Origin of the sequence: Hydrogenophaga sp. H7 (assembly GCF_002025745.1) — a bacterium.
In the GTDB taxonomy this organism is placed as follows: Bacteria; Pseudomonadota; Gammaproteobacteria; order Burkholderiales; family Burkholderiaceae_C; genus Hydrogenophaga; species Hydrogenophaga pseudoflava.
The window spans coordinates 1-15832 of sequence record NZ_MCIC01000014.1; the positions used below are offsets into that span (position 1 = coordinate 1).

The following is a 15832-nucleotide window of genomic DNA, read 5'->3' on the forward strand; positions in this document are numbered from 1 at the left end:
TGAAGTCCCCTTGAAAACCTGAACCACCCGGAAGTAGAGAATTCCCCAAGACGGAGTCTCTACATGAAGAAATCCAGATTCAGCGAAGCGCAGATAGTCGGCATCCTCAAGGAGGTCGAGATGGGTGCCAAGGTCGGCGAGACGTGCAGGAAGCACGGCGTGAGCGAGCCGACCTACTACAAGTGGAAGAGTCAGTTCTCTGGCATGACGGTCTCGCACCTGGCGCAGCTTCGGCAACTGCAGGACGAGAACGCCAAGCTCAAACGCATGTATGCCGACCTGGCGCTCATGCACCACGCGCTCAAGGACGTTGTCGACCGAAAGCTCTGACCCCGGAGCGTCGCGAGATGGTCGTTCAAGCCCTCATGGCCGAGCACGGCATGAGCGAGCGCCGAGCCTGCCAGGCCAGCGGCATTGCCCGCTCCACACTGCGCTACCGACCCATTGCGCGCGACGACTCCGGGGTCATCACCTTCATCCAGATGCACATGGCGCTCAACCCGCGCCACGGCTTTGGCCTGCTTTACGACAGTGCCCGCCACCAAGGCAAGCCCTGGGGCAAGACGGTGCTTTGGCGCGTGTACTGCGAGCTGCGGCTGAACCTGCCACGGCGCGGCAAGAAGCGTTTGCCGGCGCGCATCAAGCAACCGCTGGAGGCTGCTGGCCAACCCAATCAGGGTTGGAGCTGCGACTTCATGGCCGATGCACTGTGGTCCGGCAGGCGATTCAGGACCTTCAACGTCATCGATGAGTTCAACCGCGAGGGCCTGCGTATCGAGGTCGACACCAGCCTGCCGGCAGCCCGTGTCATACGTGCCTTGAATGAGCTGGTGGAAGTGCGCGGAGCGCCGCTGTCGATTCGCCTGGACAACGGCCCGGAGTTCATCGCTCACGCTCTGTCCGAATGGGCGAAATCCAAGGGCATCGCGCTCAATCACATCCAGCCAGGAAAGCCCACGCAAAACGCCTATGTCGAACGATTCAACAAGACCTACCGAACCGAGGTGCTGGACTGCTATGTCTTCGAGTCATTGCAGGAGGTGCGTGATATGACGGCCGACTGGCTGCACCGCTACAACCACCAGCGCCCCCATGAATCTCTCGGCCGAATCCCACCGGTCGAGTACCGTGTCAAACTGTTCCCCAACCTCTACTTCTGACTGGCTCAGGAATTCGAGGGGACTTCAGCGCGGCTTAAGCGCGGGTTATGTGCGACTTAAATTTCACTTAAATGCAGTGGATTGCGCCACACATCGGCGCTGAACCGAGCCTGCATTGAAATTCGAAATTGAGCTAGGTCAAGCTTCGTGCGATCCGGTATTGAGCCATTCACACTTGCCGGGCTATCCTCGCAAACAAGGTGAGCATTTCGCCGTGCTGCGCGCGTCCTAAACACAATACCCCTCCGGGGTTGATGTTGTTTGGCGAAATCATGTGCAGCGGGTCAGGCACCATAATCACCTTTCGAAACACCTGAATATTTGCAAAGGCGGAATGGCTGTGAAAGTACTGGTTACCGGGATCGATGGCTATATTGGGAGTTTGCTGGGTTCGGTCCTGCTGGAGCGGGGGCATGAGGTGGTCGGCATCGACACTGGTTTCTACCGGGACGGCTGGCTGTTCAATGCCGTCAAAAGATCGCCGCAATGGATCAGCAAGGACATTCGCAACATCACCGAAAAAGACCTTGAGGGATTCGAGGCGGTGGTGCATCTGGCCGAATTGTCCAATGACCCGTTGGGCAAGCTCAACCACGACATCACCTATGAAATCAATCATGTGGGCTCGGTGGAATTGGCCAAGAAGTGCAAGAACGTCGGTGTGAGCCGTTTTGTTTACACGTCTTCCTGCAGCGTGTATGGCATTGGTGGGGACGATTTCAAGACCGAAGAATCCGATACCGATCCACAAACCGCCTATGCCAAGTGCAAGGTGAAAGTCGAGCGCGACGTGTCGCCGCTGGCCTCCGAGCATTTCAGTCCGACCTTCCTGCGCAATGCCACGGCCTATGGGCCGTCTCCGCGCATGCGCTTTGACATCGTGCTGAACAACCTGTCCGGATTGGCATGGACCACCCAGGAAATCAAGATGACCAGCGACGGACAACCTTGGCGCCCGCTGGTGCACGTGCTGGACATTTGTGATGCCATCGGCTGCGTGCTGGAAGCGCCGCGCGAGAAGGTGCACAACCAGATCTTCAATGTGGGCGCCACCTCCGACAATTACCGGGTCAAGGAAATCGCCGAAATCGTTGCCGAGACCTTCACCGGATGCGCGCTCAGTTTTGGCCAGCACGATGCGGACAACCGCAGCTACCGGGTGTCGTTTGACAAGATCAGCAACCAGCTGGGCTTCAAATGCAAACGAAATGCCAGGATTGGTGCCGAACAACTCTACGAAGTGTTCAAACGCATCGACATGACGCCCGACATCTTCAACTTCCGGGCCTTCACCCGCCTCAAGCAGATTGAATACCTCATCCGCACGCGCCAGATTGACGACAAGTTCTTCTGGAGCGTTTGATGATCTTCACCGAAACCAAACTGGCGGGCGCCTACATCATTGATCTGGAAAAACGCGGTGATTCCCGCGGCTTCTTCGCCCGCTCTTTCTGCCAGGAAGAATTCGAGCGGCATGGGCTCATCAGCAAGGTGGTGCAGACCAATGTGTCCCTGAGCAAACACCAGGGCACATTGCGCGGCATGCACTACCAGGAATCGCCCTATGCCGAAACCAAGCTGGTGAGATGCACGCAGGGCGCCATCTACGATGTCATCGTGGACATCCGCCCGGAATCTCCGACCTACCGGCAGTGGATCGGTGTGGAGTTGACCAGCAGCAATCACCGCATGCTGTTCGTTCCCCAGCATTTCGCGCATGGATTCATCACCCTGGTGGACGATTGCGAAGTCACCTACCAGGTTTCGCAGGTGTACCACCCGGGTTCGGAGCGTGGCCTCCGATACAACGACCCGGCGCTGGGAATCATCTGGCCGCAGGAGGTCAAAGTGATTTCCGACAAAGACGCCAGCTGGCCCGACATGAACATCTGAGCGCAATAGCCGCCATATCGGCTCGCCCAGCCCGGGTGCCGCCTCACGAATTGAATATTCAAGATCATGATCATCATTGACAGCGCATTGAAGAAGCGCCAGGCCGAGAACAACCCGGTGCGGGTGGCCATGGTGGGCGCGGGATTCATGGGGCGCGGGGTGGCGCTGCAAATCATCCAGTCCACCCCGGGCATGAAGCTGGTGGCGGTGTCCAACCGGACCCTCGATCAAGCCCGGCGCGCCTACAAGGAGGCCAATGTCCAGGACGTGGCGGTGGTTGAAACCGTGGCGCAGCTCGAAGATGCGATCGCGCAAGACCGTTACGCGATCACCGACGACGCGTTTCTGCTTTGCGAGGCGCAGGGCATCGACGCCATCATCGAGGTGACCGGCGCGGTGGAATTCAGCGCCCAGGTGGTTTTCAGGGCCATCCAGCACGGCAAGCACGTGGTCATGATGAATGCCGAGCTGGACGGCACGGTGGGCCCGATTCTCAAGGTCTATGCCGACAAGGCCGGCGTGGTGCTCACCAATGTGGATGGCGACCAGCCCGGCGTGATCATGAATCTGTACCGATTTGTCAAGGGGATAGGGGTGAGGCCCGTCCTCTGCGGCAACATCAAAGGTTTGCACGATCCCTATCGCAATCCGACCACACAGGAAGGATTTGCCAAAAAATGGGGGCAGAACCCCGCCATGGTGACCTCATTCGCCGATGGCACCAAGATTTCCTACGAGCAGGCCATTGTGGCCAACGCCACCGGCATGCGGGTGGCCCAACGCGGCATGTTCGGGCCCACGGTGGAAGCCGGGACGCCCATTACCGAGGCGGTGAATTGGTATCGGCTGGAAGAACTGCTGCAAGGCCCGGGCATTGTGGATTACGTGGTGGGGGCCGCTCCCAACCCGGGCGTTTTTGTGCTGGGCACCCATGACCATCCCCAGCAAAAGCACTACCTCAATCTGTACAAGCTGGGCGAAGGGCCGCTGTATTGCTTCTATACGCCTTACCACCTGTGCCACTTTGAGGTACCCAATACGGTGGCGCGCGCGGTGTTGTTCTCCGATGCGGCCATTGCGCCCATCGCCGGCCCGTGCGTGGATGTGGTGGCCACCGCAAAAATCGACCTGAAAGCTGGTCAATTGATTGATGGCATTGGCGGCTACATGACCTACGGATTGGCCGAAAACTCGCAGGTGGTGAATCAGGGCCGTCTGCTGCCGATGGGTTTGGCCGAGGGATGCCGCCTCAAGCGCGACGTTCCCAAGGACCAGGTGCTGTGCATGGACGATGTCACGGTGCCGGAAGGCCGCTTGAGCGACCAACTCCGTGCCGAGCAAAACGCCTATTTCAGCAATTGAAACCGGTGTGGATCTGAATATCTGCGTCTGGGCAAAAAATGAACAATGCTCCGTTGGTCAGTATTGGTGTCCCGGTGTACAACGGTGAAAAATCCTTGGCGCGCACGCTGGATTGCCTCCTGGGGCAAACCTATCGAAATATCGAACTGATCTTGTCCGACAACGCATCCACCGACGCCACAGCGCAGATTTGCCAGAAATACTGCGCTCAGGACCCTCGGATCAGATACGTGCGGCAGGAGAAGAACCTCGGGCTGCCCGGCAACTGGACGTTTGTTGCCGAGCAGGCCACAGGCGAGTTTTTCATGTGGGCGGCGGCCGATGACCACTGGGAGCCGGAGTTTGTAGAGGTTCTGCTCAACAAACTTCTCGCGGAACCCGACGCGATATTGGCATTCTGCCCCTACCGCCTCTTCAACAGAGAGGCGCAGGAATACGAAGGCGAACCGGTCATTGAAGACTACGGGCACCGGTATGCGCTGGTGAGAATCTACAAGCTGACCAAACAGTTGCTGGACCGCAGCAACCACGCGCTCATCCGGCGCCAGCGCGCCGAGGACATTGCATACAAGCTGTGGCTGTTTCCGAAAATCACCACGGTTTACAACGTTGCTTTCCCATCCCTGTATTTCCTGGCGGCCAAGGGCAATTTCGTTCTGGCATCACTGGACAAGCCCTTGTGGCGCAAGACCATGACCAGCAAACCGGCGCATGACGTGCCGCAGCACGCACGCCACCCGGCTCTGACCTATCTGGGCCATGTGATTCGCAAAATCCACCTGTTCTTCCGGTCGCTGGCCTATATCCGGCGTGGAGCGGATTCGTATTTGCTCATGCTGGCGTGCGTGCCGATCCTGTTGGCCAGGATGATTCACGACATTGTGGTGCCGGTGTGGGTGGTGCTGAAAGTGATTGTTTCCGGCAGGAAGATGAAGGATTTGTCCCCTCATGATTTCTGGAAAATGGGCGTTCGCTGAAAGCGGCTGAGCCAGCCCCTCAATATTTCTCATTCGGACAGATTGAACAACCCAGGCAAGGGCGCAAGGAAATGAAAGCAGTCATTTTGGCGGGAGGCTACGGAACCCGGATCAGCGAGGAAAGTGCCACCAAGCCCAAACCCATGATCGAAATTGGTGGCAAGCCCATGCTCTGGCACATCATGAAGATCTATTCCAAGGCGGGAATCAACGACTTCATCATCTGCTGCGGCTACAAGGGCTATGTGATCAAAGAGTATTTCGCCAACTATTTCCTTCACACGGCTGATTTCACGTTCGACATCAAGAACAACAAGATGGACGTGCACCACACCCAGGCCGAGCCGTGGCGTGTGACCCTGGTCGATACGGGCGAAACGACCATGACCGGCGGGCGCATCAAGCGAATCAAGGACTATGTGGAAGGTGAGACGTTCTGCCTGACGTATGGGGACGGCGTCTGCGACATGGACATGAACAAGCTGCTGGCTTTTCACCATGAGCAGAAAGCGGTGGCGACCTTGACCGCCGTGCAGCCGCCTGGGCGCTTCGGGGCTTTTGCCCTCAAAGAGGACGATAGCAAGATCCACAACTTCAGCGAAAAGACCAAAGGGGACGGGGCGTGGATCAATGGTGGCTTCTTCGTCATGGAGCCCGGGGTGTTCGACTATTTCCCGGGCGACGAATGTGTTCTGGAACAGGAGCCTCTCACGCAACTGGCGCACGAAGGCAAGCTGGCGGCACATCGCCACGAAGGCTTCTGGCAGAACATGGATACGCTGCGCGACAAGAACTATCTTGAAAGCCTCTGGGCCAGCACCAAGGCACCCTGGAAGATCTGGTGATGGGTGCATTGCGAGCACGATTGACCCCATCTGTTGGGGCGTAGCCGGGCGACGCGTCTGTGGAGCGCGCTGACAGACCGTTGGGTCCTGTCCTTGTCAGAGATCTCCGAAGTTGGATCCTGTCATTCTTCGTGGCAGACGGACGTAGAAGGTCGAACCCTCACCAGGCACAGACTCTGCCCAGATACGTCCTCCGTGTGCCTGCACGATGCGCTGGCACAAGACCAAGCCAATCCCGTCGCCTGCGATGGCAGCATCGGGATTCGCGCGCCCGAACATCTGGAAGATGTGCGAGTGTGTCGGCGCCGACTGAATCTTGACCCACCCTGCCGATTGAACTTTGACCCAGGGCTGGTGGCCGGAACCGCGTGATCCCGGCTGTGTACAACTGTAGCTCCTTGCTCCTTTCAGGTGGTTTGGTGGATGTGGGTGGCGCGGCGCTCGCTGTCAGCCGGGATCGACCGGCTTGTCTCTTCGCTCCTGTTCTCGTGCCTTTATGCGCCGCTTCGTGCTGGCCGTGGCCTGGGTGACGCGGTAGCTCTCGTTGCCGGTCTCGACGATGTGGCAATGGTGGGTGAGCCGGTCCAGCAGTGCGGTGGTCATCTTGGCGTCGACGAACACGTTGGACCACTCGGCGAAGTCCAGGTTGGTGGTAATCACCACGCTGGTGTGCTCGTAGAGCTTGCTCAGCAGGTGGAACAGCAGCGCGCCGCCGGCCTGGCTGAACGGCAGGTAACCCAGTTCATCGAGGATGACCAGGTCCATGCGCAGCAAGCTGGCGGCGATGCGCCCCGCCTTGCCCTGGGCCTACTCCTGCTCCAGCGCGTTGACCAGGTCGACCGTGGAATAGAACCGCACCCGCTTGCCGTACTCGGTGATGCCGGCCACGCCGATGGCCGTGGCCAGGTGGCTCTTGCCTGTGCCTGGTCCACCCACCAGCACAGCGTTATGCGCGCCGGCCGTGAACTCGCAAGTGGCGAGCTGTGTCACCAGCTTGCGGTCTACCTGCGAGACCTCAAAGTCGAAGCCCGCCAGATCACGGTGCACCGGGAACTTGGCGGTGCTCATCTGGTGGCTGACCGAGCGCTTGGCACGGTCGTTGGTTTCAGCCTTGAGCATCTGCTCGACCAGCCAGCGTGACCGGTCGACTTCGCCGTTGTTCTGCTCCCCCAGTTCAGCCCAGGTGGCCGCCATGCCATGCAGCCGCAGGGCCTTGAGCTCGGTGATGACGTCACGCATCGGGCACCTCCTCCTGTCCCACCTCCACCGCGATGCGGCGCAGCTGGTCATAGCGTGCCGTATCGGCCTTGGGCGGCGTCAGGGTGACCAGGGCCGTGGCCACGTTGGGCGGGCGCGGCGGCGCCGTCAGCCTGGCCAGTACGTTGGCCACGTGCTCGGGGCTGACCCGGCCGCTGAGCCCGGTGTGCTCTAGCGCCAGCTCGGCCGCCACCAGCACCGCATCCAGGCCGGCCACGCTGACCATCGCCAGCACCTGCGCCATCAGCCGGTCACCACCGGCGTGCCGCAGCAGCGCCTGGCGCAGCTTGGCCAGCGGCGCGGGCAGGTCCATGAACGGTGCGCCGTTGCGCAGCGCCCCGGGCTTGCGCTGCACCAGCGGCACGTAGTGCTGCCAGTCGTAGACCGTCTTGCCTTTGCCGCTCTGGCGCGCATGCTCGGCAATGACCCGGTCCTCGCTCACGATCACCACCCGCGTGGGGTAGAGCCGGGCGCTCACGATGTGCCGCGCCAGTTCGCACGGCACCGAGTAGCGGTTGCGTGCCACCGTTACCAGGCAGGTGCTGCTGACGCGGCTGAACTCCTGCACGTAGCCGTCGAAGGCCACGGGCATGGGCATGAGGTGCTCGCGCTCGAGATCGAGCATCTCGGCCACGCTGAAGGCCTTGTGTTCGGGGTGACGCAGCTCGGACCACAGGGCCTTGCAGCGTTCGCCCAGCCAGGCGTTGAGTTCGTCCAGGGTGGCAAAGCGCTGCTCACGTGCGTCCAGCCAGATCCGCCGTCGGCTGTCCTGCACGTTCTTCTCGACGACACCCTTCTCCCAGCCGCTGGCCACATTGCAGAAGTCGGGGTCGAACAGGTAGTGCGCGCACATGGTCGTGAAGCGCACGTTGACGTCACGGGCCTTGTCTTTGCCGACCCGGTCCACGGCCGTCTTCATGTTGTCGTAGATGCCCCGGTGTGCCACACCGCCCAGCGCCGCGAAGGATCGCGTGTGGGCATCGAACAGCATCTCGTGGCCCTGGCCCGGGTAGGCCACCAACCAGAAGGCCCGGCTCGCGCACAGCTTCATGTGCGAGACCTGCAGACGCTGGTACTGCCCGCCGATGACCAGCGGCTCTTCGCTCCAGTCGAACTGGAAGGCTTCGCCCATCTCAAAGCTCAGCGGCACATAGGCATTCCCCAGTGCCGCACCTCCCTGGCTGGCGCGCCAGTGCCGGATGTAGTCGGTCAGTCGGCTGTAGCCGCCTGCGTAGCCCGCCGGCACAAGTTGCGCGTACAGCGCCTTGGCGGTGCGGCGCTCCTTCTTCGGCCGCCTCGCGTCGGCCAGCAGTGCTTGCTTGACCTGCTCAACGTATGGGGTCAGCTTGGTCGCCACCGCCGGTCGGCGGTACTTGGGGGCCTCGGCCACCCCTTTGCGCAGGTACTTGCGCACCGTGTTGCGCGACAGGCTCGTCGCCTTGACGATCTCTCGCACCGACTTCTTCTCGCGGTGGTGCATCCGCAAGACCTTGCCAATCATGGCCATGGTAATCACTCCTAACACCCCGCTCCTCTGTGGATAACTCGGGCAGGGTAGGTTGAACACCTGGGTCAAATTTGGATCGGTACGATTCCCGTAAGTGGGTCAGTTTTCAGTCGGCGTCAACAAGTTGCGCGTCAACGTGCCGGTCACCTTCGGCGTGCTGCACCTGGCGCCGCTGTGGCCGGCCTTCATGGCGCAGCACCCGAAAGTGACGCTGGACGTGACGCTGTCCGACCGCCTGGTCGATCTGGTCGACGAGGGCTTCGATGTGGCGGTCCGCATTGCGCGCCTCCAGGTGTCCTCGCTCATCAGCCGGCAGCTGACCACGACGCGGCTGATCCTGTGCGCCTCGCCGGAGTACCTTCGCCGGCACGGCGCGCCCCGGCATCCGGCCGAGCTGGCCGGGCACTCGGTGATCGCCTATTCGTTGCTGGCCGCGGGGGACCAGTGGGAATTCTTTTCGTCGCAGGGGTCCAGGGAACCGATCCAGGTGAAGGTGTCGCCCCGCATGCGCACCAACAGCGGCGACACCTGCACCGCCGCCGCCCTGCAGCACATGGGCCTGGTGCTGCAACCCTCGTTTCTCGTCGGGCCGCACCTGGACTCGGGCGCGCTGGTGGAGGTCATGCCCGGCTTCCGCTCCACCGAACTCGGTGTGTACGCGGTCTACCCGAGCCGCCGGCAACTGACCCCCAAGGTCCGTGCGCTCATCGACTTCCTGGTGGACGCGTTCCGCATGCGGGCCTGGCCGGCCTGAGGCATCGGCAGGGGAGCGTGCAGCGCGCGACAGGGTGGCGGCTGCACCGGCAATGACCCTGGCAGACAAGCGGTCAACGCCGCTTTTTGTGGTCATCGGCATTAAAGATGCATATCATATGAATCTTTAAAAGAGGCTGCAGATCAACACCAAAACCACTTCGGTGGCGCATCGAATCTGCACCCATCGCCGCAGGAGCCCCACCATGACCACCGTTGAACAGGCACCGCCGCTGACCCAGGCGTTGCATCAGCCCTACCAGCACGGCTTCGTCACCGACGTGGAGACCGACTCGCTGCCACCGGGGCTGGACGCCGACACCGTGCGCGCCATCTCGCGCCGCAAGCGCGAGCCCGAGTTCCTGCTGCAATGGCGCCTGGCGGCACTGGAGCGCTGGCAGACCATGGAGCATCCGCACTGGGGCCAGCTGCGCATCGAGCCCGTGGACTTTCAAGCGCTGAGCTACTACTCGGCGCCAAAGTCCCAGAAGGACGGCCCCAAGAGCCTGGCCGAGGTCGACCCCAAGCTGCTGGAGACCTACGAAAAACTTGGTGTGCCGCTGCACGAACGGGCCCGGCTGGCTGGTGTGGCGGTGGACGCGGTGTTCGACTCGGTGTCCGTGGGCACCACCTTCCGCGAACAGCTGGCCGAAGTCGGCGTGATCTTCTGTTCGTTCTCGCACGCGGTGCAACACCACCCCGAACTGATCGAACGCTACCTCGGCACCGTGGTGCCACCGGGCGACAACTTCTATGCCGCACTGAATTCGGCGGTGTTTTCCGACGGCTCCTTCGTCTACATCCCCAAGGGCGTGCGCTGCCCGATGGAGCTGTCGTCGTACTTCCGCATCAACGCCGCCAACACCGGCCAGTTCGAGCGCACGCTGATCATTGCCGAAGAGGGCAGCCATGTGAGCTACCTCGAAGGCTGCACGGCGCCGCAGCGCGACCAGCACCAGCTGCACGCGGCGGTGGTCGAGCTGGTGGCGCACGACGACGCCCACATCAAGTATTCGACGGTGCAGAACTGGTACCCGGGCGACGAGCAGGGGCGCGGCGGCATCTACAACTTCGTCACCAAGCGCGGCCTGTGTGCGGGCCAGCGCTCGCACATCGCCTGGACACAGATCGAGACCGGTTCGGCCATCACCTGGAAGTACCCGAGCGTGGTGCTGCGCGGCGACGATTCGCGCGGCGAGTTCCATTCGATCGCCGTGAGCAACCATTTCCAGCAGGCCGACACCGGCACCAAGATGATCCATCTGGGCCGCAACACCAAGAGCCGCATCGTCTCCAAAGGCATCAGCGCGGGGCACGCCCAGAACAGCTACCGCGGCCTGGTGCGCGTGGCGCCCACCGCGAGCGGTGCCCACAACCACACGCAGTGCGACTCGCTGCTCATCGGCCCGGACTGCGGAGCCCACACCTTCCCGTACATCGAGGCCGCGCGCGACGACGCCATGGTGGAACACGAAGCGACCACCACCCGCATTTCCGAAGAGCGCCTGTTCTATTGCCAGCAGCGCGGCATCCACCCGCAGGACGCCACCGCCCTCATCGTGGGCGGCTTCTGCCAGGCGGTGCTGGACGAGCTGCCGATGGAGTTCGCGCTCGAAGCCAAGGCGCTGCTGGCCGTCTCGCTCGAAGGCGCCGTCGGCTGAGCCCCACCCCCCGATTTCCCAGGAGAGAACCACCATGACCCATGCCGAACCCTTGTTGCAGGTGCGCGATCTGCGCGTTGACGTTGGCGGCCGCCACGTGTTGAAGTCGATCTCGCTCGATGTCCCCGCCGGTGCGCTGGTGGTGCTCATGGGCGCCAACGGCAGCGGCAAGAGCACGCTGGGCCTGACGCTGGCCGGCCATCCGCGCTACAGCGTGGTCGGCGGCGAAGCCCGCTTTGCGGGCCAGGACCTGCTGGCCATGAGCCCCGAGGCGCGCGCCCGCGCCGGGCTGTTTGTGTCGTTCCAGGCGCCCCCCGAGATCCCGGGCGTGAAGAACAACCTGTTCATCCGCACGGCCCTGAACGCCGTGCGCGAGGCGCGCGGCGAAGCACCGCTGGATGCCTTCGATTTCCTGGGCGATGCGCGGGCCACGGCCACCCGTCTGGGCCTGCCCGAGGCGATGCTGGCGCGCCCCGTCAACGACGGTTTTTCGGGCGGCGAGCGCAAGCGCAACGAACTGCTGCAGCTGGCCCTGCTGCGCCCGCGCCTGGCACTGCTCGACGAGATCGACTCCGGCATGGACGTGGATGGCACCCGCGCGGTGGTGGAGCTGGTGCAGTCGCTGCGGGCGCAGGGCACGGCCTTCGTGGTGGTGTCGCACTACCTGCACCTGATCGAATCGCTGCAGCCCGACGCGGTGCTGCGGCTGGACCAGGGCTGCATCGCCGAGACCGGCGACCTGGAACTGGCCCGCCAGATCGAGCGGACCGGGTTCGCACGCACGGCCGACGCGCTGGAGGTCTGAGCATGGACACCGCACGCGCCGACATCCTGGCCGCCCGCCACCGACTGGAAGACGCCGGCTGGGTTCCCCGCAACGCCGATGCGTTTCGCCATCTGCCGCCACCCCCGGCCGCCGTCTGGCTGGGCGAGGCGCCCGAAGCCACATCGACCCCCTGCGACGCCCACCCGCTGAGCGGCGCTGGGTGGACATTGCACCCGCTGGGCGACACGCCGCAAGGCCGTGTGGATGCCCGCTGGCTCGACGCCGCCGACCCGGCGCAGCGCCAGGAGCTGTTCGCCGGTCTGCCGCTGCCGACCCACCCCGATGGCGCGGTGGCCCCCGACACCATCGCCCAGCACGATGCCGCGCCGTTCACCTGGGTGCACCGCGCGCTTTGCCGTCGCGGCTTGCGGCTGCGCATCGGCGGTGAACACGCCAACAGCCGCGGTGCGGCCGAGACGGTGTGGATACAGCTGAGGCACCAGCCACGCAGCGCGGTCGAAGCGCCGATGCTGGTGATCGATGTGCAGGAGGGCGTGCACTGCGTGCTGGTGGAAACCCATCACCGTGAACCGGTGGCCTGCGAACAGCCGGTGGTGCAGAACCTGCACGCCCACATCCGCCTGGGCGCGGGCGCCACGCTGCAGCACCTGCGCAGCGTGCGCCCCGGGGCTGCGGACCAGGTCGCCCACCACCTGCAGCTGCAGCTGGGGCGGGGCGCGCGCTACGAACAAGGCCTGATCGCCACCGGCGGCCGTTACCACCTGCAACGCCAGGAGGTTGAGCTGGCGGGCGGCCGTGCCCAGGCCCACAGCGCGGGCCTGCTGCTGGCGGCGGCCGCCGCCGTCGAACAACAGGTGCGCATGCTGCACACCGGCGAGCGCACCCACAGCACCATCGAGACGCTGGCGCTGGCCAGCGGCGCGGCGCGCGCGGTGGTCAACGCCCACACCCGCATCGCCCCCCATGCCGCCGACGCCGAGGTGCGGCAGCGGCTGACGGGCGTGCCCACCGGCGGCCAGCCCCGGCTGGTGTTGCGGCCGCACCTGGAGATCCACCACGACCAGGTGCAGGCGGCCCACGGCGCCACCTGGGGCGCCTTGCCGGAGGACGCGCTGTTCTATGCGCGCCAGCGCGGCCTGGACGAACGCGCCGCGCGCGGTCTGATCATCGAAGGCATGGCCAGCGCCCTGCTGGCGCGGGCGTTTGGCGATGCCCAGTTCATCGATTCGCTGGGCCTCGCGGGCCTGCTGCGCGAGGTGGTGGCCCAGCACCTGGGTGGCGACCCCGCCGCCCCCACTACCCAGCCGGAGGCCGCCCATGGGTGACGCGTTTTTGATCGATCCCCTGGCGCCCGACGCCGTGCGCGCGCAGTTCCCGGCGCTCGCGCAGCGCGTCCATGGTGCCGAGCTCACCTACCTCGACAACGCGGCCACCACCCAGATGGCCCTGCCGGTGCAGGACGCGATGCGCGCCTTCGAGCAGCACGACCGGGCCAACATCCACCGCGGCGTGCATGCGCTGAGCCAGCGCGCCACCGATGCGTTCGAGCACGCGCGCAGCACGCTCAAAAGCTTCGTCGGCGCGGGCGCAGACCACGAGCTGGTGTTCACCTCGGGCACCACCGATGCGCTGAACATGGTGGCCCATGGGCTCTCCACCCGCGGCCTGCGGCCGGCCTGGCTGCAGGCGGGCGACGAGATCGTGGTCAGCGGCCTGGAACACCACGCCAACCTCGTGCCCTGGCAGCAGGCGGCGCGGCGCACCGGGGCCGCGCTGCGCGTGCTGCGGCCCGATGCCCAGGGACGGCTGCACGCCGCCGACCTGCGCCGCCTGCTCAACCCCCGCACCCGCGTGCTGGCGCTCACCGCCTGCGCCAACGCCACCGGTGAGCGGCCGCCCTACGAGGACTTGCTCCAGCTCGCCGCCGGCGCGGGCGCGCTGACCGTGCTCGACGCGGCCCAGGCCGTGGCCCACGGCGGGCCCGACCTGTCGTCGCTGGCCTGCGACTTCATGGCCTTCTCGGGCCACAAGATGTACGGGCCCATGGGCACCGGCGCATTGGTGGGCCGGCGAGCCGCGCTGGAACGCCTGGAGCCCCTGCGCTACGGCGGAGACATGGTGGCCTGGGTCAGTGCCACCGAAGCCAGCTTTGCCGAACTGCCGGCGCGGCTGGAAGGCGGCACGCCCAACGTGGCGGGAGCGATCGGCATGGCCGCTGCGGCGGGCTTCATCGACGGGGTCGGGCGTGATCGCATCGACGCCCACCTGAACGCGCTGCGCGAACACGCGGTGGCGGGTCTGGCCGAGCTGCCCGGCATCACGGTGCTGTCGGCCCACAGCCGCGCATCGGCCATCGTCTCGTTCGTCGCCGACGGCGTGCACCCTCACGACATCGGCACCTTGCTGGACCAGCGCGGCATCGCCGTGCGCACCGGCCACCACTGTGCCCAGCCGCTGCTCGAACACCTGGGCCTGGGGCCCACCACGCGCGCCTCGTTCGCGCTCTACAACACGCACGCCGAGGTGGAGCGTCTGCTCGCCGGCGTCGCGCACGCCATGAAGGTGTTGCAATGACTTCAGAAACCGCCGCCGAACTCGACCTCTACCAGGAGGTGGTGATGGACCACAAGCGCGCGCCGCGCCACTTTGGCCCGCTGGCCGCGCCGACCCACCAGGCGCGCGGCCAGAACCCGCAATGTGGTGACGACCTGCAGGTGGCCCTGGTGGTCGACAACGGGCGGGTGGGCGACATCCGCTTCCAGGGCCAGGGCTGCGCGATCTGCATCGCGTCCGCTTCCATGATGACCGAGGCGGTTCTGGGGCAGGAGGTGGCCCAGGCCCAGGCCCTGCAGGCGCGCTTTCGGTCCGTGCTGACAGGCCAGATGGCGCCCGAAGAGGCGCACCTGGGCAAGCTGGTCAGCCTGGCGGGTGTGCGCCACTACCCCGGCCGCATCAAGTGCGCCCTGCTGGGCTGGCACGCACTGATGCACGCGCTGGCCGCCGATGCCGGCAGCGCCGGCAACGCGCCGGAGGCGACGTCATGAGCGCGCCCCGCGAACGGGCGGTGGTCACGCGCACGGTGGCGGTGACCTGCGTGCCCGACGGAACCCCCGCCGAACTTCCGGCCGGCACGCTGGTGCAGATCACCCAGGCGCTGGGCGCGGCGTTCACGCTGCTGGTCGACGGCCAGCTGATGCGCCTGGCCGGTGCCGATGCCGACGCCATCGGCAAGCCGGTGCCTGTGGCGCCGGTGCTGGCGGACGTGGAAGGGCCCGAGGGCGTGCGGGCACAGGTCTGGCAGACGCTCAAGACCTGCTACGACCCGGAGATTCCGGTCGACATCGTCGAGCTCGGTCTGGTCTATGGGTGCGACGTGCTGCCAACGGACGGCGACGGGTTCAAGGTGTCGATCAGGATGACCTTGACGGCGCCCGGCTGCGGCATGGGCGACATGCTGGTGGACGAGATCCACGAAAAGCTGCTGGCCTTGCCCCGGGTGGCCGAGGTCGACCTGGAATTCGTGTTCGACCCGCCCTGGGACCGCTCCCGGATGTCCGAAGCCGCGATGCTGTCACTGGGGTTGTGACACGGCCCGGCCCGGATCGCAGGCACAGAGCCCGCCCATCCGGG

Annotated in this window: 15 protein-coding genes and 1 pseudogene; 13 read left to right on the forward strand and 3 right to left on the reverse strand. The window is 64.5% G+C overall.

Annotated features, from left to right (window positions below; all coding sequences use genetic code 11):
- Positions 1–63 precede the first annotated feature (63 nt).
- From BC358_RS09045 to rfbF, 6 genes are all read left to right on the forward strand, one after another.
- Positions 64–1160 (forward strand): IS3 family transposase gene (locus BC358_RS09045; RefSeq protein WP_256861428.1). Its coding sequence is split into 2 segments (ribosomal slippage): positions 64–316 and positions 316–1160, totalling 1098 coding nucleotides; the frame shifts between segments, so codons are not numbered across the junction.
- Positions 1161–1500: 340 nt separating this feature from the next.
- Entirely contained in the window at positions 1501–2523 is a 1023-nt protein-coding gene (locus tag BC358_RS09050; protein ID WP_079365881.1) for an NAD(P)-dependent oxidoreductase, read from the forward strand.
- A complete protein-coding gene (gene rfbC, locus BC358_RS09055) occupies positions 2523–3053 on the forward strand; it encodes a dTDP-4-dehydrorhamnose 3,5-epimerase (RefSeq protein ID WP_079365579.1) in 531 nt (176 codons plus the stop codon). The genes BC358_RS09050 and rfbC overlap by 1 nt, the downstream gene beginning before the upstream one ends.
- Positions 3054–3119: 66 nt before the next feature.
- Entirely contained in the window at positions 3120–4415 is a 1296-nt protein-coding gene (locus BC358_RS09060; RefSeq protein ID WP_079365580.1) for an NAD(P)H-dependent oxidoreductase, read from the forward strand.
- Positions 4416–4453: 38 nt separating this feature from the next.
- Positions 4454–5392 (forward strand): glycosyltransferase family 2 protein, encoded by a 939-nt coding sequence (locus BC358_RS09065; RefSeq protein ID WP_079365581.1) that lies wholly within the window; start codon positions 4454–4456, stop codon positions 5390–5392.
- Between the two features lie 71 nt (positions 5393–5463).
- A complete protein-coding gene (rfbF, locus tag BC358_RS09070) occupies positions 5464–6237 on the forward strand; it encodes a glucose-1-phosphate cytidylyltransferase (RefSeq protein WP_079365582.1) in 774 nt (257 codons plus the stop codon).
- Positions 6238–6333: 96 nt separating this feature from the next.
- Here rfbF and BC358_RS22430 read toward each other — a convergent pair whose 3' ends face one another.
- From BC358_RS22430 to istA, 3 genes and pseudogenes are all read right to left on the reverse strand, one after another.
- The gene (locus BC358_RS22430) at positions 6334–6648 is read right to left on the reverse strand and encodes an ATP-binding protein (protein ID WP_306292795.1); all 315 of its coding nucleotides are present in this window, start codon (positions 6646–6648) and stop codon (positions 6334–6336) included.
- Between the two features lie 36 nt (positions 6649–6684).
- Positions 6685–7476: pseudogene (istB, locus tag BC358_RS09080) on the reverse strand (IS21-like element helper ATPase IstB).
- Positions 7469–9001 (reverse strand): IS21 family transposase, encoded by a 1533-nt coding sequence (gene istA / locus BC358_RS09085; RefSeq protein WP_079365584.1) that lies wholly within the window; start codon positions 8999–9001, stop codon positions 7469–7471. The pseudogene istB and the gene istA overlap by 8 nt, the downstream one beginning before the upstream one ends.
- Before the next feature lie 94 nt (positions 9002–9095).
- On the opposite strand from istA, the gene BC358_RS09090 reads away from it, so the two are divergent.
- From BC358_RS09090 to sufT, 7 genes are all read left to right on the forward strand, one after another.
- Positions 9096–9755: a substrate binding domain-containing protein gene (locus BC358_RS09090; RefSeq protein ID WP_079365585.1), complete on the forward strand. Its 660-nt coding sequence runs from the start codon at positions 9096–9098 to the stop codon at positions 9753–9755.
- A 205-nt stretch (positions 9756–9960) separates the two neighbouring features.
- Positions 9961–11415, forward strand: coding sequence for a Fe-S cluster assembly protein SufB (gene sufB, locus BC358_RS09095; RefSeq protein ID WP_066151738.1), 1455 nt, complete (start codon positions 9961–9963; stop codon positions 11413–11415).
- 34 nt (positions 11416–11449) lie between these two features.
- Positions 11450–12220 carry a Fe-S cluster assembly ATPase SufC gene (gene sufC, locus BC358_RS09100; RefSeq protein ID WP_079365586.1) on the forward strand — a complete coding sequence of 257 codons (771 nt, stop codon included), beginning with the start codon at positions 11450–11452 and terminating at the stop codon, positions 12218–12220.
- A gap of 2 nt (positions 12221–12222) precedes the next feature.
- A complete protein-coding gene (locus tag BC358_RS09105) occupies positions 12223–13527 on the forward strand; it encodes a SufD family Fe-S cluster assembly protein (protein ID WP_079365587.1) in 1305 nt (434 codons plus the stop codon).
- On the forward strand, positions 13520–14776 hold the full coding sequence (locus BC358_RS09110) for an aminotransferase class V-fold PLP-dependent enzyme (protein ID WP_079365588.1): 1257 nt from the start codon (positions 13520–13522) through the stop codon (positions 14774–14776). Before BC358_RS09105 ends, BC358_RS09110 begins: the two co-directional genes overlap by 8 nt.
- Entirely contained in the window at positions 14773–15246 is a 474-nt protein-coding gene (gene sufU, locus BC358_RS09115; protein ID WP_079365589.1) for a Fe-S cluster assembly sulfur transfer protein SufU, read from the forward strand. Before BC358_RS09110 ends, sufU begins: the two co-directional genes overlap by 4 nt.
- Entirely contained in the window at positions 15243–15788 is a 546-nt protein-coding gene (gene sufT, locus BC358_RS09120; RefSeq protein WP_079365590.1) for a putative Fe-S cluster assembly protein SufT, read from the forward strand. The genes sufU and sufT overlap by 4 nt, the downstream gene beginning before the upstream one ends.
- Positions 15789–15832 lie beyond the last annotated feature (44 nt).

Coding starts and splice junctions, on each gene's coding strand:
- rfbC (WP_079365579.1), top strand. CDS start 2,523: ATGATCTTCACCGAAACCAAACTGGCGGGCGCCTACATCATTGATCTG.
- BC358_RS09060 (WP_079365580.1), top strand. CDS start 3,120: ATGATCATCATTGACAGCGCATTGAAGAAGCGCCAGGCCGAGAACAAC.
- BC358_RS09065 (WP_079365581.1), top strand. CDS start 4,454: ATGAACAATGCTCCGTTGGTCAGTATTGGTGTCCCGGTGTACAACGGT.
- rfbF (WP_079365582.1), top strand. CDS start 5,464: ATGAAAGCAGTCATTTTGGCGGGAGGCTACGGAACCCGGATCAGCGAG.
- istA (WP_079365584.1), bottom strand. CDS start 9,001: ATGGCCATGATTGGCAAGGTCTTGCGGATGCACCACCGCGAGAAGAAG.
- sufB (WP_066151738.1), top strand. CDS start 9,961: ATGACCACCGTTGAACAGGCACCGCCGCTGACCCAGGCGTTGCATCAG.
- sufC (WP_079365586.1), top strand. CDS start 11,450: ATGACCCATGCCGAACCCTTGTTGCAGGTGCGCGATCTGCGCGTTGAC.
- BC358_RS09105 (WP_079365587.1), top strand. CDS start 12,223: ATGGACACCGCACGCGCCGACATCCTGGCCGCCCGCCACCGACTGGAA.
- BC358_RS09110 (WP_079365588.1), top strand. CDS start 13,520: ATGGGTGACGCGTTTTTGATCGATCCCCTGGCGCCCGACGCCGTGCGC.
- sufU (WP_079365589.1), top strand. CDS start 14,773: ATGACTTCAGAAACCGCCGCCGAACTCGACCTCTACCAGGAGGTGGTG.
- sufT (WP_079365590.1), top strand. CDS start 15,243: ATGAGCGCGCCCCGCGAACGGGCGGTGGTCACGCGCACGGTGGCGGTG.